Annotated in this window: 5 protein-coding genes; 1 reads left to right on the top strand and 4 read right to left on the bottom strand. The window is 59.9% G+C overall.

Annotated elements, in window-relative coordinates; all coding sequences use genetic code 11:
- Positions 1 to 245: 245 nt before the first annotated feature.
- Positions 246 to 446 (top strand): ribbon-helix-helix protein, encoded by a 201-nt coding sequence (locus tag AAEZ03_RS18485; RefSeq protein ID WP_153333476.1) that lies wholly within the window; start codon positions 246 to 248, stop codon positions 444 to 446.
- A 145-nt stretch (positions 447 to 591) separates the two neighbouring features.
- On the opposite strand, the gene AAEZ03_RS18480 is transcribed toward AAEZ03_RS18485, so the two are convergent.
- The 4 genes from AAEZ03_RS18480 to AAEZ03_RS18465 form a co-directional block, all read right to left on the bottom strand.
- Positions 592 to 1830 carry a beta-barrel domain-containing protein gene (locus AAEZ03_RS18480; RefSeq protein ID WP_273222276.1) on the bottom strand — a complete coding sequence of 413 codons (1239 nt, stop codon included), beginning with the start codon at positions 1828 to 1830 and terminating at the stop codon, positions 592 to 594.
- 40 nt (positions 1831 to 1870) lie between these two features.
- Positions 1871 to 4066 (bottom strand): type I secretion system permease/ATPase, encoded by a 2196-nt coding sequence (locus AAEZ03_RS18475; protein WP_350580555.1) that lies wholly within the window; start codon positions 4064 to 4066, stop codon positions 1871 to 1873.
- Positions 4063 to 5430 (bottom strand): TolC family outer membrane protein, encoded by a 1368-nt coding sequence (locus AAEZ03_RS18470; protein ID WP_278939120.1) that lies wholly within the window; start codon positions 5428 to 5430, stop codon positions 4063 to 4065. The genes AAEZ03_RS18475 and AAEZ03_RS18470 overlap by 4 nt, the downstream gene beginning before the upstream one ends.
- A 275-nt stretch (positions 5431 to 5705) precedes the next feature.
- Positions 5706 to 22067 (bottom strand): BapA/Bap/LapF family large adhesin, encoded by a 16362-nt coding sequence (locus tag AAEZ03_RS18465; protein WP_350580552.1) that lies wholly within the window; start codon positions 22065 to 22067, stop codon positions 5706 to 5708.
- Positions 22068 to 22446 lie beyond the last annotated feature (379 nt).

The following is a 22446-nucleotide window of genomic DNA, read 5'->3' as shown; positions in this document are numbered from 1 at the left end:
ATGAAGCCCTATGACGGCTGGCCCGCGTTTTAAACCCACGTTAAACACCCAATTAAACAGCGCCCTCGCCCCATCACGCACAGCTGAAAAGTTCTTTATTGACGGCTTATTCAATAAAACAAAATTGTTTGAATCGACACTTCAGAGGTGATATTAAATCGCCAATAGACTATGTTCAGTCTCGATCAGTATTCATATTGCTGCACGCGGCAGTCGATACCGCGTACGACACAAGGAGTCAGAAAATGCCTGATAAAACAACGCGTCTTACCATTCTTATTGACTCTTCGACCAAGCAAAAGCTGGAGATCTTGTCTGAAGAAACAGACCTGACCATCTCGCAAGTCATCAGAAAGCTAATAAGAGACCACCTTCATCAGTATGAGAACAAAACGATTAACTTGCCGAGCAATCGAGAAAAATTAGATTCGTCAACCCATGCTTAATATATAAATAGGACTAATACTTTAGCATTAACTCATTAATACTCTTTACACGGGCTAATAGTATTCCCTATTTAAAAGACTGTTTTACCGGTTAAACCAGGAATGCCCCATATCATTGGGGCACCCGTGGTCACAGTACGATTCCCTACCGCTCACGCAGCGCCTCGCGCGCGCGATTCATTGGCTTGATCAAGTAGTCGAGCACGGTTTTTCGCCCGGTCTTGATATCAACCGAGGCGATCATCCCCGGCACGATCGAGAACGTTTTCCCGGCCTTGTTCTTCAACACATCGGCATCGGTACGGATAAACACGCGGTAGTAGAAGACCTCGGGTTTGGCTTCGTCCTGAATCGTGTCCGGGGAGATGGTCACGACTTTGCCGTCCATCCCGCCGTAGATCGAGTAGTCGTAGGCGGTGATTTTGACCTTGGCCACCTGGTCCGGGTGGATAAAGGCGATGTCCCGTGGCGAGATGCGCGCTTCGATGAGTAGCTGTTCATCCATCGGCACGATTTGCATCAGGCGGCCGTTGGGCGGGATGACGCCGCCGATGGTCGTTACCTCGATGTCTTTGACGATGCCGCGGACCGGCGAGCGCAAGGTCAGGCGGGTCACGGAGTCGGAGCGCCCGCGCATTACCGACGACAGGGTCTCGACGTCGGCGTTGGCTTTGGCCATCTCCTCTCCGGCGTGCACCATGTATTCAGAGCGCGCCTGGGTCAGTTTTAACTCCAGCTCTGCCTTCTGACGCTTCAGGCGCAGCACTTCGACGTTGCTGGCCGCGCCGACCTTGGCCAGGTTTTCGGTAATTTCAAGCTCGCTGCGCACCAGCGCCAACGAAGAGCGCACTCCCGCCAGCGATTCATCCAGGCCCTTGCGCCGCGTGGTGTACAAGTCGGTTTCGGCACGGATCAAGGCCGGGTAGCCCTGCAATTCATCGGGGAACACCAGCGGCTTGTTGTTCACCTCGGCCTGCAAGCGCACCACGCTGGCCAGGGCTGCCCGGTACTTGGCCGCACTTTCATCGAAGTTGGATTCACTTTTGGTCGGGTCGAGCTTGGCCAGGGTTTGCCCGCTCGCCACGATATCGCCCTCGCTGACGTTCAATTCGGTGACGATCCCGCCTTCCAGTGACTGAATAATCTGCTCGCGGGAGGTCGGAATGACTTTGCCGGTGCCGTTCGACACTTCGTCGACTTCAAAAAAGTAAGCCCACACGCCAAATGCGATCAGCATGAGGCACACGTAGCCGACCACCCGTGTCGCCCGCACCACGGTGCTGTCATCGACGCCATCGTGATACGGCCGGGTGCTGTCGTCTTCGCTGGCCAGCAGCGGGATTTTCTTCGGCCCTTTTGGTCCGTGGGACGTTTTATTGTTCATGTGAAGGTCCTTGAGCGCGACGCTATCCGTGGCTGCGGGTTCATTGCGCGGTTTTCTGTGGTTTGGACAGTCGTGCTATGGCGTTGTCTTTGCTGTCATCGACGACGATCCGCCCGTTGTCCACGACAATGATCCGGTTGACCAGGCTCAAGACGCTCATGCGGTGGGTGGCAATGATCAGGGTGCGATGACCGGCCCATTTGTCCAGGTTCTGGATCAGGTTGCGCTCGCTCGCTTCATCCAAAGACGCCGTGGGTTCGTCCAGCAGGACGATATGCGGCTGTCGAATAAACAGACGTGACAGCAACAAAGCCTGGCGCTGCCCGCCCGAAAGCCCCAAGCCGCCCTCAAGGATCAAGTGGTCCATGCCATCGGCAAATTTGCTGACGAACTCTGCGGCGCCAGTGAGCGCCAGCGCGTTAAGGATTTCGCTATCGGTGGCGTGGGGCGCACCGAGGATGAGGTTGTCGCGCAAGGTGCCGTGAAACAGCCGGGAGTTTTGCGTGAGCAGCCCGACGTCGCGACGCACGTCCGCCGGGTCAATGTGCCCGAGGGCAACGCCGTCCAGGCTGATGCTGCCCTCCTTCAGATCGAGCATCCCGGCCAGGGCCTGAAGCAATGTCGATTTGCCCGCACCATTGCGCCCCAGCACGGCGATACGTTCACCCGGCTGGATCTTCAGGTCCTCCACAGTCAACGCGGGTGCAGGAGAATCGCTGGAGTACTGGAACGCCGCCTGATTGAGCGCGTAATCGCCGCGCACCACGGGCAAATGCACCCGCTTGCTGCCATCGGCATGATCCACCGGCAACTGCATGATCTGGTTGAGGCTTTGCAGGGCAACTTTGGCTTGCTGCCAGCGCGTCAGTACGTGGGTGAGTTGCGCCATTGGCGCCATCATGCGGGACGACAGAATCGACGCGGCCACCAGGCTACCGGTGGTCATGTCACTGGCCATGACCATCGGCGCACCGAACACCACGACCACGGCAAACACCGAACCCTGGACCGTGTTGCTCCAGGACACCAACGAGTTGGTCAGCATGCGCAACCGCAGGTTGGCGTCGGCACAACTGGCGTTGTAGTGGTTCCACTGCTGCTGGAAGCGCTGCTCGGCTTGCAGCGACTTGATATCGTCCAGCCCCTGGATCGTCTCTACCAGCATGGCGCTGCGCAACGAGCTTTCGCGCATCGACTCATTGGCCATGCGTGCCAGTTTCTTTTGTGACATCAGGCCCGGCACCACCATCAATACCACCGCGAGGATGGGGATCGCCACCAAGGGCCCGGCGATAAACCAGAAGATCACCAAAAACAGCAAAAAGAACGGTAAATCTGCCAACGCCGTGGCGGTGCTGGAGGTGATCAGGTCGCGCACCTGTTCCAGTTCTTTGATCTGCGAAATAAACGAGCCGGTGGACTTGGGCCGCACGCTGTTGCGCAGGCGGATGGCGTGGCCGAACACCAGATCAGACACGCGCAAGTCGGCGCGTTTGCCGAGCATGTCAGTAATGCGCACCCGGGTCAGGCGCATCATCAAATCGAACACCAGCGCCAGCACCACGCCGCCAAACAAAACGTACAAGGTGGGCATCGACTCGGCCGGAATCACCCGGTCATACACCTGCATCGAGAACAGCACCCCGGCCAGCCCGAGCACGCTGGTGACCAGCGACGCCAGCATCACGTAGCTGTACGGGCGCAAGTCCCTCAGCACGATGTTTCGGAACCAGTCCTTCTCGTAGGTTTTTATATAGTCATCGATGCGCGCATCGCGCACCGCGCGCATGGGGCGCAGCACCACGATTTTGCTGGCGTGGGCGATCAGTTCCTGACGCGAGATACGGCTTTGCAGGCCCGCGTCACCGCTGTAGGTGATGCCCAAATCGTCATCGTCGCCCAAGGTTTGCAAGACACCGACCTGACCATCATCAAACTGCAGCACCAACGGCATTTGCCGCTGCATAAGGGTGGTCGCGGTGAAGTCGACAATCACACAGTTAAGCCCCGCCTGGCGCGCCATCAGCCGCACCACCTCCTCGACGGTCTTGCCTTCGGTCCATTGCACGGCGAGGCGTACGCTTTGCGCGGAACACTCCAGCCGGTAGTGCCGGGCAACGAGCAGGACCGCGTCCAGCCACACTTCATAATCCAGCGGAGCGGAGTGATCAGGTGCCGTCTCAGCGGGTTGTTCGGCAGCTTGCGTGTCGGCCTCAAGCATCACGGTATCGTTCATGGTCGGATCTCCACGCCTTGGATCGAGCTGTTATCCAGATGGAAGGCTGTGCGCAATCCGCCGGTGTTGTAGAGGCAATCAATCTTCAGGCGGCGCAGGTCGGACGCGGTGTTTTCACGGTCCATGCGCGCCTGGTGGATTTCCTGCTCGGCATTGAGTAAATCAAGCAGCGGCCGGGTCCCCAGCTCCAGGTATTGCTGGCGATACAGGTCGCGGGTTTCAGAGATGCTGCGCTCACGAAAATCCAGAGTCGAAAGGCGTTGGGTGAGGCTGGAGATTTGATCCCGCGCCTCCAGCAGCCCTTGGCGCACTGAAAGCCGTGCAGCGTCGTTTGCGTACTGCGCTGTGCGCAGGGCTTGTTCGGCAGAGGCTTTGCGGGCGTTGATCGCGCCGCCCTGATAGATCGGCATTTTCACGTTCAGAAACACCCCGTAGCGTGTTCTGTCGCGGCCGTTTTGAACGTTGTTGTCGTTGCTGTCCAGGTACTGGGTCAGTTCCGGATCCAGGGACAACGTGGGCAGCGCTTCAGCCCGGGCATTGGCGATTTGCGCCACCGCATCGACCTGCTGCGCCTGGGCGATCAACAACGAAGGGGTGACGGCTTCATCGGGCACCACGCCTTGGCAAGAGTGCTCCAGGCTATCCGGAAACCCCGGCGTGACGCTGACCGGCGCCTGTGAGCCAAGCAAGCTGCTCAATGCCCCGCGCCAGCGGTTCAATTGCGCCGTGAATTGCAGTTGCGTTGCCATTGCCGCTTCGACCCGTGAGCGCGCCTGAATCAAGTCAGAACGCGTACTGGCGCCCATGTCGCTGCGTTTTTGCGCCAAGTCGGCAATCGCCGCCAGGCCATCCACTTGCTCGCGGGCCAGCCTCTGCAAGGTTTGCGCGCGCTGTAACTCAATCACCGAGAACGAGGTTTCCCGGGTCACCTGATCGACCGCCAGCAACACCGCCGCCTGACTGCCGTTGACGCGGGCAAGGGCGCTGTCGACAGTGCTCGACACCTTGCCGAAGTCATAGAGCATCTGTGACATCGACAAGGTAAACGCCTGGCTTTCGCCGCTGCCGTTCAAGCCACTGTCGTAGCCCGAGCGCAACCCGCCGCTGATTTGCGGGTAGTAACCGGAACGGGCAATGGTCACGTTCTGTTGTTGCTGATACAGCTTGCCGATCGACTCGGCGATAGCCGGGTGCCACGCCACGACCATTTGTACCGCGCGGGTCAGGTCGAGGGTGCCCGGTATGACGCGTTGCGGGGGGACCGGCGCACTGACGCCCATTGGCCCTCCCGGTAAATTCGTGCCCAATTGACTCGGGCTGATAGTACTGACGCTTTCGGCGTCGTCATACATCGATTTGGCCATGACCCGTTCAAGTAATAGCGGGGTTAACGCAACGGCACAAACCACAACCGACAACTGTTTAACCAGCGTTCTATGCCTCAAATCCAGCCCCCAGATGAGTGTTGGCCTGCAATAAAGGCGCACTCAGCGAAACAGCATTGGGGTATCACATGCACGCCTTGGCTCAGGTGTGCACGCAACAATGGATCGTTACTCGCAGCCCGCAACGATCCATCATTGCAATACCGTTAGTACACAAAACCGGGCCTTTGAAGGCCCGGCGCAAACGTTGTGGGTTAAACCACGCTGATTCCGTTCTGCACCCACAGTTGGTGGGTTTTATCTTCCTCGCTAGTGTAGATCACGTATTCAAGACCGTTCTCAACCTGAGCCACTCCGGATGACCAATTACCGGTCAAATGCACACTGTCGTGGTCATCGCCCTGAATCACCAACCGGTCCCCTTCAGGCCCGGTGATGGACACCAGGTCTTCGAGGCTCAGTGTCAGGTCAACAGCGCTGACGTGGTTGAGGTCGATGGCATCGATGCCGCTGACCTTGCCAATCAGGCTCGCCAGATTGATCGCAGCATCGCCCCCTTCCCACAGCAGCCCATCGGTGCCGGCAACGTTGTCGACATGGGTGAAGTCGGTGTCGGCAACCACCGCATGATCCCCGTGTTCACCCGTGGCATGCCCCTCGGTTGCAGCCACGTGGTCGACGGCGGCGACATGTTCCTCCACGGCCAGCGCGGCGAACGATGTAGCGGTCTTGGCCGGTGCGCCCGGGTTGGCATCGTCCCAGACCTGAGGACGGTCTGGAGAGTCGAGACGGATGTACAGCTCAGCCGTGTCGGAATTGCCTGTCGGCGAGGTGAGTTTGTAGGTGAAGTGATCCACCTGCCCCACGTTGCTCGCCGTCAGGCCGGCATTCGGCGCGTAGGTGTATTTACCATCGGCGAACAGGGTCAACGTTCCGTATGCCCCCGCAACCACCTTGCCATCGCCCCCGGCATTCACGAACACACCCTTGTCCAGCACACTTATTACCGTGAGCACAGAGCCCAACTTGTCGGGGCCGGTCAAGGTACTGGACAGCACATTGCCGGTGGCCGGAGTGACCGTGCCCACAACAAACTTGTCCAGGTAAGTGGGCGTAAGTTTTTGGTCGATGGTCACTTTACTGCCCAGTGAGAGCAAGACAGAGGTCGACGCGGTTACCCGATAAGTGCCCTCACCCAGGTCTTTAAAGGTATGGGAAATCGCTGAGAAGCTCTGTTGTGGTACTGCAGCCCACGCCCCGTTGATGAATTTTTCCAGGGTCAAGGTTGTGCCACCCAGCCCCTGCGCTCCCGATGAGAATGTCGCAGTAACTGCTAGATCGCCCTTGGTATTGGCAGCAATCGTGATGCTCTCCCCCGACTTGCCTCCTGAGCCAGTGAGAAAGCCTGTCAAATCATAGCTAAAGCCCGGCAACGCAACCTGCGGCCCGACTTCCGGCAACAACTGGATTGCTGTAGAACCCACGTCATCATTAGCAACCGGAACAATAACGCCGGATGCCGAAGGGTCGGTCGTGCTCCACGTGAAATTGGAGTCTGCACTGTCAATGCGCACATACAGGTTGGCTGTTGAGGAACCCGCCGCATTGACCAGGTGATACTCAAACGAATCAACCTTGCCAAGATTGGCCGCATTGCCATTTGCCACGTACGAGTAATTGCCGTTGGCAAAGATCGTCAGTTGACCATATTGGCCCTGCAACACGGTCCCAGGCCCGGTCGGGATGTCCGCATCGACAAGCTTGCCGTCGACCATAACCTGAACCTTCGCAGGCCCGGCCGTGCCCGTAACGTCGATTTTGCCATCAAAGCCCAGATCGGTGATCACGTTGCCTTTTACCGCTGGCCCGGCGTCAGCCGTGAAATCGATGAAGCTTTGCTCGGTGACACTCAGCTTGGCCGTTGCACTGGACAACACCTTGACCACCGCCAGATCAAGCTCGAACGTGAAGCGATAATTTCCAGCAGACAGGCCTGTAACTTTCCCGCTGCCACTGGACCCGAATATCCCTAGCAAATCGAGTAAACCGCTCCCCAGGGAACCCTGCTGTACCGGCAGCCATCCGCCCTTGCCGTCACTCACCTCAAGCGTCGCCTTAACCCCGCCCCCCAGCAATTTCAGGAAGTCAGCAGAACCCGAACTCAAGTTCAAGGTTCCGGTCGTACCACTGGCAACAGTAAAGAGCTGCGTATCTTTGACGACACCGCCAATGATAATTCCGCCTACGCTGGCCAGCGTATTGACCGTCATGTCCTTCAACCCGGTGTTGGTCGTCACCGGCTTGATCACCATCTCAGCCGTTGTCAGGTCGTTGAAGGCTTTGGGCGTCAAGGTCCCCGGCAGGCCGGGGTCAAGCGCCAGGTAGGTTGCCGGCAGAGAGACGTTCTGCGCGCCATCCTTGAGGGTGACGTTGAGGGTTTCACCGGTGCTGCGTGGCTGATTCAGGATCACCGTGAAGTTACCCTGACCGTTGACGGTGCCCGTACCGATGGTCTGCCCCAGGTAGTCTTTAACTGTCACCTGGCTACCCGCTTCACCCTTGCCGCTGAACGTCACGCCATCTGCGTTCAATGCAAGGTCGGTCGCAATGGCCGGTGGCGTGGTGTCGCCTGCAAGCACTGGCGCAGGCACCGAAACGTTGCCAGCCTTGTCGGTCAGGGTGACGGTGAGGCTTTCACCGTTTTTATGCGGCCCAACCAACAGCGCTGTAAACGAACCATTAGCCCCGACAAGGCCGGTACCGATTTGCACACCGGCCGCGTTTTTCACGGTAACGATGCTGCCCACTTCGCCTTTACCGGTGAGCGTCAAACCATCGAGGCTGACTTTAAGCTCAGTCGGCGCCTGCGGTGCCGTGGTATCACCCGCCAGCACAGGCGTCGGCAACGAGACGTTGCCTGCCTTGTCGGTGAGGGTGACGTTGAGGCTTTCACCATTCTTTTGTGCAGGGCTGAGGGTCGCGGTAAACGAACCGTCAGCGCCAACAGTGCCGCTGCCCACGGCCACGCCCGCCGCGTTTTTCACGGTGACGGTACTGCCCGCCTCGCCTTTACCCGTCAGGGTCAGACCATTGACGCTGACGACCAGGTTGGTTGGCGCCACTGGTGCAGTGGTGTCCCCGGCAACCACTGGCGCGGCCACAGAGACGTTGCCCGCCTTGTCGGTGAGGGTGACGTTGAGGGTCTCGCCATTTTTTTGCGGTGTTAAGAGGACGGCGGCAAAGTTGCCGTCGATGCCAACCACAACGGTACTGATTTGCTGGCCTGCCGCGTTTTTCACGATGACTGTGCTACCCGCCTCGCCTTTACCCGTCAGCAACAAGCCATCGACGCTGACTTTAAGGTCTGTCGGAGCAGCCGGTGCGGTGGTGTCACCCGCCACAACCGGAGTCGGCAGCGAGACGTTGCCTGCCTTGTCCGTCAGGGTGACGTTGAGGCTTTCGCCATTCTTTTGTGCAGGGCTGAGGGTCGCAGTAAACGAGCCATCCGCCGCGACGACACCGGTGCCGACTTGTGTACCTGCGGCGTTTTTCACCACGACCGTGCTGCCCGCTTCGCCTTTACCCGTGAGTGACAGACCATCGGCGCTCACAGCCAGGGTGTTCGGAGCCGCAGGCGCCGTGGTGTCGCCCGCCGTCACAGTACCCGGCAAGGACACATTGCCCGCCTTGTCGGTGAGGGTGACGTTGAGGGTCTCACCATTTTTCTGCGGTGTTGCGAGGACAGCGGCAAAGTTGCCGTCGATCCCGATCACAACGGTACTGATTTGCTGGCCTGCGGCGTTTTTCACGATGACCGTGCTGCCTGCCTCGCCTTTACCCGTCAGCAGCAAACCATCCAGGCTGACTTTAAGCTCAGTCGGTGCCGCCGGTGCCGTGGTATCACCCGCCGTCACATCACCCGCCACCGACACGTTGCCTGCCTTGTCGGTCAGGGTCACGTTGAGGTTTTCGCCATTTTTCTGTGGAGGGTTCAGGACCGCGGTAAACGAGCCATCAACCCCGACAACACCGGTGCCCACTTGCGCACCTGCGGCGTTTTTCACGGTGACGATGCTGCCTGCTTCACCTTTACCCGTCAGCGCCAGGCCATCGAGGCTGACTTTAAGTTCAGTCGGCGCCGCCGGTGCCGTGGTGTCACCCGCAATCACTGGCGTGGCCACAGACACGTTGCCCGCCTTGTCGGTCAGGGTAACGTTGAGGGTTTCGCCATTTTTTTGTGGCGAGGTGAGCACGGCGCTAAACGAGCCATCCAGCCCAACGATGCCAGTGCCAATCTGCACGCCTGCGGCGTTTTTCACCGTGACGATGCTGCCCACTTCGCCTTTACCGGTGAGGGCCAGACCATTGAGGCTCACTGCCAGATCGGTCGGCGCGGCCGGTGCCGTGGTATCGCCCGCCACCACCGGTGCCGCCACCGACACGTTGCCCGCCACATCGGTCTGGGTGACGCTGAGGGTTTCGCCATTTTTTTGTGGCAGCGTGAGGACCGCCGCAAACGAGCCATCCAGCCCGACAACGCCGCCACCGATTACCACACCCGCCGCATTTTTGACCGTTACCGTTGAGCCCGGCTCGCCTTTACCGTTAAGCACCAGACCATCGACGCTCACAGACAGGTTGGTTGGCGCCGCCGGCGCCGTGGTATCACCCGCCAACACAGGGGTTGGCAGTGAAACGTTACCGGCTTTGTCGGTCAGAGTGACGTTAAGCAGCTCGCCATTTTTTTGCGGCGTATCGAGCGTCGCACTGAACGAACCATCCGCCCCGACAACACCGCTACCAATGGCCACGCCCGCCGCGTTTTTCACGGTGACGGTGCTGCCCGCTTCGCCCTTACCGGTCAGCGCCAGACCATCAGCGCTGACTTTAAGCTCAGTCGGTGCTGCCGGTGCCGTGGTGTCGCCCGCCACAACCGGGGTGACTACCGACACGTTGCCCGCCTTGTCGGTCAAGGTGACGTTGAGGGTCTCGCCATTTTTTTGCGCTGGCGTGAGGACGGCGGCAAACGAGCCATCTATCCCCACCACAACGGTACTGATTTGCTGGCCTGCGGCATTTTTTACGATGACCGTACTGCCCGCCTCGCCTTTGCCGGTCAGCAACAACCCATCCAGGCTGACTTTAAGCTCGGTCGGTGCCGCCGGTGCCGTGGTGTCGCCCGCCACAACCGGGGTCGGCAGCGAGACGTTGCCTGCCTTGTCGGTGAGGGTGACGTTGAGGCTTTCGCCATTTTTTTGTGCCGGGCTAAGGGTCGCAGTCAGCGAACCATCAGCCCCCACGGTGCCGGTACCGACTTGCACACCCAGGGCGTTTTTCACAATGACGGTGCTGCCCGCTTCACCTTTACCGGTCAGCGCCAGACCATCGACACTGACTTTAAGCTCAGTCGGCGCCGCTGGTGCCGTGGTGTCACCCGCAATCACCGGAGTGACCGCCGACACGTTGCCCGACTTATCGGTCAAGGTGACGTTGAGGGTTTCGCCATTTTTCTGCGGGGTATCAAGGACGGCGGTAAACGAGCCATCAGCGCCAACGATACCGGTGCCGATTTGCACACCCGCGGCGTTTTTCACGATGACGATGCTGCCCGCTTCGCCTTTACCCGTCAGCGCCAGGCCATCGACACTCACTTTAAGCTCAGTCGGCGCCGCTGGTGCGGTGGTGTCACCGGCAATCACTGGCGTGGCTGCCGACACGTTGCCCGACTTATCGGTCAAGGTGACATTGAGGGTTTCGCCATTTTTCTGGGGGGTATCAAGGACGGCAGTAAACGAGCCATCCGGACCAACGGTGCCGGTGCCGACCTGCACACCCAGGGCGTTTTTCACGGTGACCGTGCTGCCCGCTTCACCTTTGCCCGTCAGCGCCAGGCCATCGACACTCACTTTAAGGTCCGTCGGCGCCGCCGGTGCCGTGGTGTCGCCCGCAATCACTGGCGTGACCGCCGACACGTTGCCCGCCTTATCGGTCAAGGTGACGTTGAGGGTTTCGCCGTTTTTCTGCGGGGTATCGAGGATCGCGGTAAACGAACCGTCAGGCCCAACGATAGCCGTGCCGATTTGCACGCCCGCGGCGTTTTTCACGGTGACGACACTGCCCGCTTCGCCTTTGCCCGTCAGCTCCAGACCATCAACGCTGACTTTAAGCTCGGTTGGGGCTGCCGGTGCCGTGGTGTCGCCCGCAATCACCGGCGTGACTGCCGATACGTTGCCTGCCTTGTCGGTCAGGGTGATGTTCAGGGTTTCGCCATTGGTCTGCGCAGCATCGAGGGTGATTTCGAAACTGCCATCAGCGCCCACAGGCCCGCTGCCTATCAATGCGCCCGCAGCGTCTTTGACCGTCACGGTGCTTCCGACTTCGCCTTTACCGCTCAAGGTCAGGCCATCAACGCTCACTTTAAGCTCAGTCGGCGCACCCGGAGCCGTCGTGTCACCGGCTACCACAGGGGCGACCGCCGACACGTTGCCTGCCTTGTCGGTGAGGGTAACGTTAAGGGTCTCGCCATTTTTCTGCGGGGTATCGAGGATCGCGGTGAACGAGCCGTCAGGACCAACAATGCCGGTGCCGACTTGCACGCCCGCCGCATTTTTCACGGTGACTACGCTGCCCGCTTCACCTTTACCGGTCAGTTCCAGGCCATCGAGGCTCACTTTAAGCTCAGTCGGCGCGTCGGGTGCTGTGGTGTCACCCGCAATCACCGGGGTCGCCGTCGAGACGTTGCCCGCCTTGTCGGTCAGGGTAACGCTGAGGGTCTCGCCATTTTTCTGCGCCGTGTTGAGGGTGACGGCAAAAGTACCGTCAGCGCTGACGACACCCGTGCCGATTTGCACACCCAAGGCGTTTTTAACGGTCACCGTGCTGCCCGCCTCACCTTTACCGTCCAGGGTCAGGCCATCTGCGCTGACTTTGAGCTCGGTCGGGGCTGCAGGTGCCGTGGTGTCGCCCGCTGTCACTGGGGCAGACGCCGACACGTTACCGGCCTTGTCAGTCAGGGTGACGTTGAGGGTTTCGCCATTGGTTTGTGCGGTGTTGAGGGTGATGGCAAAGGAGCCATCCAGCGCCACAGGTCCGCTGCCGATCACAGCGCCTGCGGCATTTTTAACGGTGACGGTTGAGCCCGGCTCACCTTTACCATTCAAGGTCAGGCCATCAACGCTGACGGCCAGTTCTGTCGGGGCATCAGGCGCCGTTGTATCGCCCGCCACCACACTGACGGAAGGTGAGGTCAAACCACCGACGCTGCTCAGTGTGACGCCCAGGGTTTCGCCGTTGGTTTGAGCGGTGTCCAGCGCCACGCTGAAGTTACCGTCAAGGCCTACGACCCCGCTGCCGATCACCGCGCCCGCTGCCGTTTTGACAGTGACGATGGCACCCGGCTCGCCTTTGCCATCCAGTACCAGACCATCAACGCTCACGCTCAGATCAGTTGGCGCATCCGGTGCGACGGCATCACCGACAACCACAGGGCTGGCGGTCGAAATGTTGCCGGCCTTGTCGGTCAGGGTGACTTGAAGCGTAGAGCCATTGCTTTGGCCCGGGTCAAGAGCCACCTCAAAATTGCCGCCCGCGCCGACGACGCCCGTACCGACTTGCACGCCCGCAGCGTCTTTGACGATCACGATGCTGCCGACTTCGCCCTTACCGGTGAGGATCAGACCATTGCCGCTCACCGCCAGGTTGGTCGGTGCATCAGGCGCTGTGGTGTCGCCCGCAATCACTGGCGTGACCACCGACACATTGCCCGCCTTGTCGGTCAGGGTGACGTTGAGGGCCTCGCCATTCTTTTGCGCGCTGTCGAGGGTGATGGTGAAGCTGCCGTCAGCCGCAACCGGCCCGGTGCCGATCACCTCGCCCAACGCATCTTTGACCGTCACGGTGCTGCCCGCTTCGCCTTTACCGGTGAGGGTCAGGCCATCAATGCTCACTTTAAGCTCTGTCGGGGCATCAGGTGCGGTGGTGTCGCCAGCGATCACTGGCGTGACCGCCGAGATGTTGCCTGCCTTGTCGGTCAGGGTAACGTTGAGGGTTTCGCCATTGGCTTGCGCAGTATCGAGGGTGATTTCAAAGCTGCCATCAGCCCCCACAGGCCCGCTGCCAATCACTGCGCCCGCTGCATCTTTGACCGTCACCGTGCTGCCGATTTCGCCTTTACCGGTCAGCGTCAGGCCATCAACGCTCACTGCAAGCTCTGTCGGGGCATCAGGTGCGGTGGTGTCGCCCGCATTCACAGGCGTGACTGCCGAGACGTTGCCCGCCTTGTCGGTCAGGGTGACATTGAGAGTTTCGCCATTAATTTGCGCGGCATCGAGGGCTATTTCGAAACTGCCATCAGCGCCCACAGGCCCGCTGCCAATGACCACGCCCGCGGCGTCTTTGACCGTCACTGTGCTGCCAACTTCGCCTTTACCGGTCAGCGTCAGGCCATCAACGCTCACTGCAAGCTCTGTTGGGGCATCAGGTGCGGTGGTATCGCCCGCGAGTACTGGCGTGACTGCCGAGACGTTGCCCGCCTTGTCGGTCAGGGTGACGTTGAGGGTTTCGCCATTGGTTTGTGCAGTGTCGAGCGCGATGGTGAAGGTTCCGTCAGCCTCTACAGGCCCGGAACCAATCACTGCGCCCGTTGCGTCTTTAACAGTGACCGTGCTGCCGACTTCACCTTTACCGCTCAGGGACAGACCATCAACGCTCACCGCAAGCTCTGTCGGTGCATCAGGTGCCGTGGTATCGCCCGCGATCACTGGCGTGACCGCCGACACGTTGCCCGCTTTGTCGGTCAGGGTGACATTCAGGGTTTCACCATTGGTTTGCGCAGCATCGAGGGTGATTTCAAAACTGCCATCAGCGCCCACAGGCCCGCTGCCAATGACCACGCCCGCGGCGTCTTTGACCGTCACTGTGCTGCCAACTTCGCCTTTACCGCTCAGCGTCAGGCCATCAACGCTCACTTTAAGCTCTGTCGGGACATCAGGTGCGGTGGTGTCGCCCGCGATCACTGGCGTGACTGCCGAAACATTGCCTGCCTTATCGGTCAGGGTGACGTTCAGGGTTTCGCCATTGGTTTGTGCCGTGTCGAGCGCGATGGTGAAGGTGCCGTCAGCCTCTACCGGCCCGGAACCAATCACTGCGCCCGCTGCGTCTTTAACAGTGACCGTGCTGCCGACTTCACCTTTACCGCTCAGCGTCAGGCCATCAACGCTCACCGCAAGCTCAGTCGGTGCATCAGGTGCAGTGGTGTCGCCTGCAATCACTGGCGTGACCGCCGAGATGTTACCCGCCTTGTCGGTCAGGGTGACGTTGAGGGTTTCGCCATTTTTTTGCGCCGTATCGAGGGTGATGGTGAAGCTGCCGTCAGCCCCGACAGGACCGGTACCAATCACTGTGCCCGCCGCGTCTTTGATGGTGACCGTGCTGCCCGCCTCGCCTTTACCCGTCAGCGCCAGACCATCCGCGCTCACCACTAGGTCAGTCGGGGCATCAGGCGCCGTGGTATCGCCCGCCACCACGCTGATCGATGGCGAGGTCAAGCCACCGGCATTGGTCAAGGTCACACCCAAGGTTTCGCCGTTGGTTTGCGCGGTGTCTAGGATGACCGAGAAATTACCGTCAGCATCGACAACCCCGGTGCCAATCACGTTGCCCGCCGGGCCTTTCACCGTAACGGTGCTGCCAATCTCGCCTTTACCGGTCACTGTCAGACCATCGACACTCACTGCCAGATCGGTTGGCGCATCAGGCGCTACGGCGATACCGACCACCACTGGGGTAATCGGCGAGATGTTGCCTGCCTTGTCGATCAAGGTGACATCAAGGATGGCGCCATTGCCCTGCGCGTCTTTAAGGATGACTTCAAAACTGCCATCAGCCCCCACCACGCCCGTGCCTACCGACAGACCGGCCGAGTCTTTGACAGTGACTGTGCTGCCGACTTCACCTTTACCGGTGAGCGTCAGACCATCCGCGCTCACGGCAATGTTGGTGGGGGCATCAGGTGCGGTGGTATCGCCCGCAACAACCGGGGCGGCAACCGACACATTGCCGGCTTTGTCGGTCAGGGTGACGTTAAGGGTCTCGCCATTTTTTTGCGCACTGTCGAGGGTGATGGTGAAGCTGCCGTCAGCCGCTACCGGCCCGGTGCCGAGCACCGCGCCCACCGCATCTTTGACCGTGACGGTGCTGCCCGCTTCGCCTTTACCGGTCAGGGACAGACCATCTGCGCTCACTTTAAGCTCTGTCGGAGCATCAGGTGCGGTGGTATCGCCTGCAATCACAGGCGTGATTTGCGAAACGTTGCCCGCCTTGTCGGTCAGCGTAACGTTGAGGGTCTCGCCGTTGGTTTGAGCCGTGTCCAGGGTGATTTCGAAACTGCCATCAGCGCCCACAGGCCCAGAGCCAATCACCGCGCCCGCTGCGTCTTTAACCGTCACCGTGCTGCCGATTTCGCCTTTACCGCTCAGCGTCAGGCCATCAACGCTCACCGCAAGCTCTGTAGGCGCATCAGGTGCGGTCGTGTCGCCTGCAATCACTGGCGTGACCGCCGAGATGTTGCCGGCCTTGTCAGTCAGCGTGACGTTAAGGGTTTCGCCATTGGTTTGAGCCGTATCGAGGACGATGGTGAAGCTGCCGTCAGCTGCTACCGGCCCGGTGCCGATCACCGCGCCCGCCGCGTCTTTCACCGTGACCGTGCTGCCCGCTTCGCCTTTACCGGTGAGCGCCAGCCCATCCGCGCTCACCACCAGGTCAGTCGGGGCATCTGGTGCAGTTGTGTCGCCCGCCACCACGTTGATCGAGGGCGAAGTCAGACCGCCAGCATTGGTCAAGGTGACGCCCAAGGTTTCGCCATTGGTTTGCGCGGTGCCCAGAGCGACCGAGAAATTACCGTCAGCATCAACAACCCCGGTGCCAATCACGTTGCCCGCCGGGCCTTTCACCGTCACGGTGCTGCCAATCTCGCCTTTACCGGTCACTTTCAGACCATCTGCGCTCACCACCAGACCGGTTGGCGCCTCAGGTGCTACCGCATCACCGACCAGCACAGGCGTCGGGTCAGACACGTTGCCAGCCTTGTCGGTCAAGGTGACTTCCAGGACGGTGCCATTACCTTGCGCGGTGTCTAGGGTGACTTCAAAACTGCCGTCAGCGCCAACAACCGCCGAACCCACGGGGTCACCGGCCGCGTTTTTAACGGTGACCGTGCTGCCCGCCTCGCCTTTACCGGTGAGGGTCAGGCCGTCCGCGCTCACCGCGATATTGGTCGGCGCATCAGGAGCCGTGGTGTCGCCCGCCTCCACGCTGCCAACTTGCGAAACGTTGCCCGCCGCGTCGGTCAGAGTAACGTTGAGGGTTTCACCGTTGGTTTGCGCGCTGTCCAGGGTGATCGAGAAATTGCCATCAGCGTCCACAACCCCGACGCCGATTTGCCCACCGGCTGCGTTTTTCACGATGACCGTGCTGTTGATTTCACCTTTACCGGTCAGGGTCAGGCCATCAGCGCTGACCGCCAAATCCGTTGGCGTGGCAGGTGCCGTTGTATCGCCCGCAATTACAGGCGTGGCTGCCGAGATGTTGCCCGCCTTATCGGTCAGGGTGACGTCCAGGGTTTGGCCATTGGTCTGCGCCGCATCCAGGGTGATTTCGAAACTGCCATCAGCCCCGACAGGCCCGGAACCAATCACCGCGCCCTCGGCGTTTTTGACGGTAACAGTGCTGCCCACTTCGCCTTTACCCGTCAGGGTCAAGCCATCGGCGCTGAGGACCACGCCGGTTGGTGCTTCAGGTGCAGTGGTGTCGCCGGCAACCACGCTGCCAACTTGCGAGATGTTGCCCGCTTTGTCGGTCAGGGTGACGTTGAGGGTTTCGCCGTTGGTTTGAGCAGCATCCAGGATGATTTCGAAGCTGCCATCAGCCCCTACAACCCCAGCGCCAATTTGTAAGCCTTCCGCATCTTTGACAATAACGGTACTGCCGATTTCGCCTTTACCGGTGAGGGTCAGGCCATCTGCGCTTACCGCCAAACCGGTTGGTGCTTCAGGCGCTGTAGTGTCACCTGCAACCACACTGCCGCCCGCAGAGACATTGCCAGCCGCATCGGTCTGGGTGACCGCCAATGTTTCACCGTTGGTTTGTGCTGGCGCCAGAGTGATTTCGAAGCTGCCGTCAGCACCCACAGGACCGGAGCCGATCACATTACCTGCTGCATCCTTCACGGTGACGGTGCTGCCCACTTCGCCTTTACCGGTCAGGGTCAGGCCATCTGCGCTAACACCCAGACCGGTTGGGGCATCAGGGGCAGTGGTGTCGCCTGCAACCACGCTGCCAGCTTGAGAAACGTTGCCCGCTTTGTCGGTCAGGGTGACGTTAAGGGTTTGGCCGTTGGTTTGCGCGCTGTCGAGGATGATCGAGAAATTGCCGTCAGCGTCCACAACACCGTTGCCGATTTGCAAGCCAGCCGCGTCTTTGACGATAACCGTGCTGCCCGCCTCACCTTTACCCGTGAGCGCCAAACCATCGTCGCTCACAGCCAGATTGGTCGGTGCGTCAGGAGCGGTGGTGTCGTCTGCGATCACGCTGATCGATGGCGAAGTCAGGCCACCGGCATTGGTCAATGTGACACCCAATGTCTCGCCGTTGGTTTGCGCTTTGTCGAGCGTTATTTCGAAGCTGCCATCAGCACCGACAACCCCGGTGCCGATTGGCAAGCCAGCCGCATCTTTGACTATTACGGTGCTGCCAACCTCGCCTTTACCCGTCACTGTCAGACCATCTGCGCTGACAACCAGACCGGTAGGCGCCTCAGGCGCAACCGCTTCACCGACTACCACCGGGGTAGCCGTCGAGATATTGCCTGCCTTGTCAGTAAGGGTTACTTCAAGAGTGGTGCCATTGCCTTGAGCAGCATCCAGGGTGACTTCGAAACTACCATCAGCCCCCACGACCGCCGTACCGACTTGCTCCCCGGACGCGTTTTTAACAATAACCGTGCTGCCCGCTTCACCTTTACCGGTGAGCGTCAGGCCGTCCGCACTCACAGCGATATTGGTTGGCGCATCGGGTGCGGTGGTGTCGCCAGCTACCACGCTACCGACTTGCGAGATGTTGCCCGCTTTATCGGTCAGGGTGACGCCCAGGGTTTCGCCGTTGGTTTGTGCTTTGTCGAGAATGATGGAGAAATTGCCATCCGCATCCACAACGCCGTTGCCGATCTCCAAGCCTGCCGCGTCTTTGACGATAACGGTGCTGCCGATTTCGCCTTTACCGGTGAGGGTCAGGCCATCAGGGCTTACCGCCAGCTCAGTTGGAGCCGCTGGCGCGGTGGTATCGCCTGCAACCACGCTGCCACCCGCAGAGATATTGCCTGCCGCATCGGTTTGAGTGACAGCCAGTGTTTCGCCATTGGTTTGTGCTGGGTCGAGAGTGATTTCGAAGCTGCCGTCGGCGCCCACAGAGCCGGAGCCGATCACATTACCTGCCGCATCCTTCACGGTGACAGTGCTGCCCACTTCGCCTTTACCGCTCAGGGTCAGGCCATCTGGACTAACCCCCAAGCCGGTCGGGGCATCAGGGGCAGTGGTGTCGCCCGCTACCACGCTGCCAGCCTGAGAAACGTTGCCAGCCTTGTCGGTCAGAGTGACGCCCAAGGTTTCGCCGTTGGTTTGTGCTTTGTCGAGGGTGATCGAAAAGCTGCCGTCTTCACCGACTGTCCCAGTGCCGATCACATTGCCAGCTGGATCTTTGATAGTGACGGTGGAACCCGGCTCGCCTTTACCCGTGAGCGCCAGACCATCGTCGCTCACAGCCAGGTTGGTCGGTGCTTCAGGTGCGGTGGTGTCGCCTGCAATCACGCTGATCGATGGCGAAGTCAGGCCACCGGCATTGGTCAATGTGACGCTCAGTGTTTCGCCGTTGGTTTGTGCTTTATCGAGCGTTATTTCGAAGCTGCCATCAGCACCGACAACCCCGGTGCCGATTGGCAAGCCAGCCGCATCTTTGACGATTACGGTGCTGCCAACCTCGCCTTTACCCGTCACTGACAGGCCATCGGCGCTAACAACCAGACCGGTTGGCGCCTCAGGTGCTACAGCCTCACCCACAACTACTGGCGTGGCTGTCGATACGTTGCCGGCCTTGTCAGTCAAGGTAACTTCAAGGGTGGTGCCATTACCTTGGGTTGCATCGAGGGTGACTTCGAAGCTGCCATCAGCCCCCACGACCGCCGTACCGACTTGCTCACCGGCTGCGTTTTTAACAATAACCGTGCTGCCCGCTTCACCTTTACCGGTGAGAGTCAGGCCATCGGCGCTGACTGCGATATTAGTTGGAGCATCGGGTGCCGTGGTGTCGCCTGCTACCACGCTGCCAGCTTGAGATACGTTACCCGCCTTGTCAGTCAGGGTGACGCCCAAGGTTTCGCCGTTGGTTTGTGCTGTTTCGAGGGTGATCGAGAAGGTGCCATCTGCACCGACTGTCCCCGTGCCAATCACGTTGCCCGCTGGATCTTTGATAGTGACGGTGGAACCCGGCTCGCCTTTGCCCGTCAGCGCCAGACCATCGTCGCTAACGGCCAAATTAGTTGGCGCTTCAGGTGCGGTGGTGTCGCCTGCAACTACGCTGATCGATGGCGAGGTCAGGCCACCAGGGCTGGTCAGGGTCACGCCCAGGGTTTCGCCGTTGGTTTGTGCGGTGCCGAGGGTGACGTCAAAGTTACCGTCATTTCCAACAGTGCCGGTACCGATCACATTGCCCGCAGAGTCTTTGATCGTCACGGTGGAGCCCGGCTCGCCTTTGCCGGTTACCGACAGGCCGTCAGCGCTGACAACCAGACCGGTTGGCGCCTCAGGCGCAACCGCTTCACCGACCACCACCGGGGTGGCTGTCGAAATATTTCCGGCCTTGTCAGTCAGGGTAACTTCAAGGGTGGTGCCATTACCTTGGGCTGCATCGAGGGTGACTTCGAAACTGCCATCAGCCCCCACGACCGCCGTACCGACTTGCTCCCCGGCCGCGTTTTTAACGATAACCGTGCTGCCCGCTTCACCTTTACCGGTGAGGGTCAGGCCATCGGGACTTACAGCCAGATTGGTTGGCGCATCAGGCGCGGTGGTGTCGGTGTACACAACGCTGCTGACTGGCGATACCTGGCCTTTGCTGTCAGTCAATGTGACATCCACGCTGGCGCCACTGATCAGGGCCGTGTCGAAGGACAGGTTGAAATTGCCATCGGCATCCACCGTTCCGCTGCCGATAATATTGCCCGCCGCATCCTTGACCGTAATCTGGTTATTGGCCTGCCCCTTGCCGCTGATCGAAAGGCCGTTCTGGCTGACGACCAAGTCAGTGGCCGCGAGCGGTTGGCCTCCTGAGCCCAAATCGGTGTCAGTCACAATAAATTTGCCTGGCAACGATTCGTTCTGAGCCGCGTCAGTCAGCGTGGTGTTCAACTGCTGACCCACGCTTTGCGGTGAGGTCAGTGTGATCAAGAAATTGCCGTCGGCACCGACAGTGCCACTGCCCACCACATTGTTGGCGGAGTCCTTGACCGTAACGTGGGAACCCGGCTCACCTTTACCGCTGAATGTCACACCGTCTGTGGCCAAAAACAGACTGGTGGGTGCATCAGGAGCGGTGGTGTCAGGCGCCACCACGCTGCCTACCGGCGACTGGTTGCCCGCCGGGTCGGTCAAAGTGACGTCGAGGTTTTGGCCGTTGTTTTGCGGGGTGCCGAGGGTAATGTCGAAGTTGCCATCAGCCCCTACGGTGCCCGAGCCGATCACATTGCCCGCAGAATCTTTAACCGTCACCGTCGAGCCAGGCTCGCCCTTGCCGCTGATGGTTTGGCCATCCGGGCTGACCGTGAGGCCGGTCGGGGTTTCTGGAGCGGTGGTGTCTGGCGCCACCACGCTACCGGCCGGCGACTGGTTGCCTGACGGGTCAGTCAAGGTCACATCGAGTTTTTCGCCGTTGGTCTTGGAGGAGTCCAAAGGCACCTTGAAATTGCCATCAGCCCCGACCGTGCCGGTGCCGACCACGTTACCGGCCGCATCCTTGACCGTCACTTTGGAACCGGCCTCGCCCTTGCCGATGACGCTCAGGCCGTCGTTGCTCACCGAAATACCGGTTGGGGCACCGGGCGCGGTGGTATCGCCATCACCGCCATGATGGCCGCCGCCACCGCCGCCACCGCTCAACGCAGCCGCCGCGCCACCCACCGCCAGAAGGCCAAGCCCCCACAGGACCCAATTAGGGATGTCTGCACTGCCGCCGGCCGCAGCCAGTGTCAGATCGTCAAGGCTGGAAATCTGGGTGAAAGTAAAGCCGGAGTAAGGTGAAGAATACTGACCCAGGAGCAGCGTTCCATTGCTGCCCTCCAGCACCAGTTGGTTAGTGGCTCCGTCGCTGCCCGTCACAAAGAAGTTCTGGATCGTAACGGTCTCACCGGACTTGAGTGTAATAACCAGATTATTGCCGGACTGTTGATAAGACTGAACACTCTCCTGGCCGAAGGGCAGTTTTACAATGCTCGTGCCTTTAAGGCTGAGCGAACCCAACGCCTGTTCCGATTTAGCCCCTGATGCCTTGTCAACAATCACAATATTCTTCATCTCACACCTACTTTATTCATCCGATAAATAAAGGGACTCGCCACTGCACTAAATGCAGGGCGCAAGTATCCCCGGCGGCGCAATTAACAACCGTTATTCGATAATGGGGTCGTGCTATTGAACGACTACTTGGTGTTCAGGCTTCAGCCCACGCCTGTTTCGTCACGTCCATTCAAACGCCTTGCTCTGCCACTGCCAAACACCGCCAGCGGGCGATGAAACGCTGAGTCCAAGGCTGAAAAGGTCTGTGAAATACGAAGGGAAACTACAGGGCAAACGCGGGCGACCGGGCTTTGTGCCGGGCCGGGCTGGCCACGAGAAGGCAGGTTCTCGATTGACAGCAGCTGGACATACGCTCTACGAATCCATTCGTTAACCA

Origin of the sequence: Pseudomonas sp. HY2-MNA-CIBAN-0224 (genome assembly GCF_040310285.1) — a bacterium.
In the GTDB taxonomy this organism is placed as follows: Bacteria; Pseudomonadota; Gammaproteobacteria; order Pseudomonadales; family Pseudomonadaceae; genus Aquipseudomonas; species Aquipseudomonas helleri.
The sequence above is the reverse complement of the archived record's forward strand: the minus strand, read 5'-3'. Positions and strand labels throughout refer to the sequence as shown.

Excerpts from the sequence above, each read along its gene's own strand:
- AAEZ03_RS18485 (WP_153333476.1), top strand. The coding sequence starts at position 246 with ATGCCTGATAAAACAACGCGTCTTACCATTCTTATTGACTCTTCGACC.
- AAEZ03_RS18480 (WP_273222276.1), bottom strand. The coding sequence starts at position 1,830 with ATGAACAATAAAACGTCCCACGGACCAAAAGGGCCGAAGAAAATCCCG.
- AAEZ03_RS18475 (WP_350580555.1), bottom strand. The coding sequence starts at position 4,066 with ATGAACGATACCGTGATGCTTGAGGCCGACACGCAAGCTGCCGAACAA.
- AAEZ03_RS18470 (WP_278939120.1), bottom strand. The coding sequence starts at position 5,430 with ATGGCCAAATCGATGTATGACGACGCCGAAAGCGTCAGTACTATCAGC.
- AAEZ03_RS18465 (WP_350580552.1), bottom strand. The coding sequence starts at position 22,067 with ATGAAGAATATTGTGATTGTTGACAAGGCATCAGGGGCTAAATCGGAA.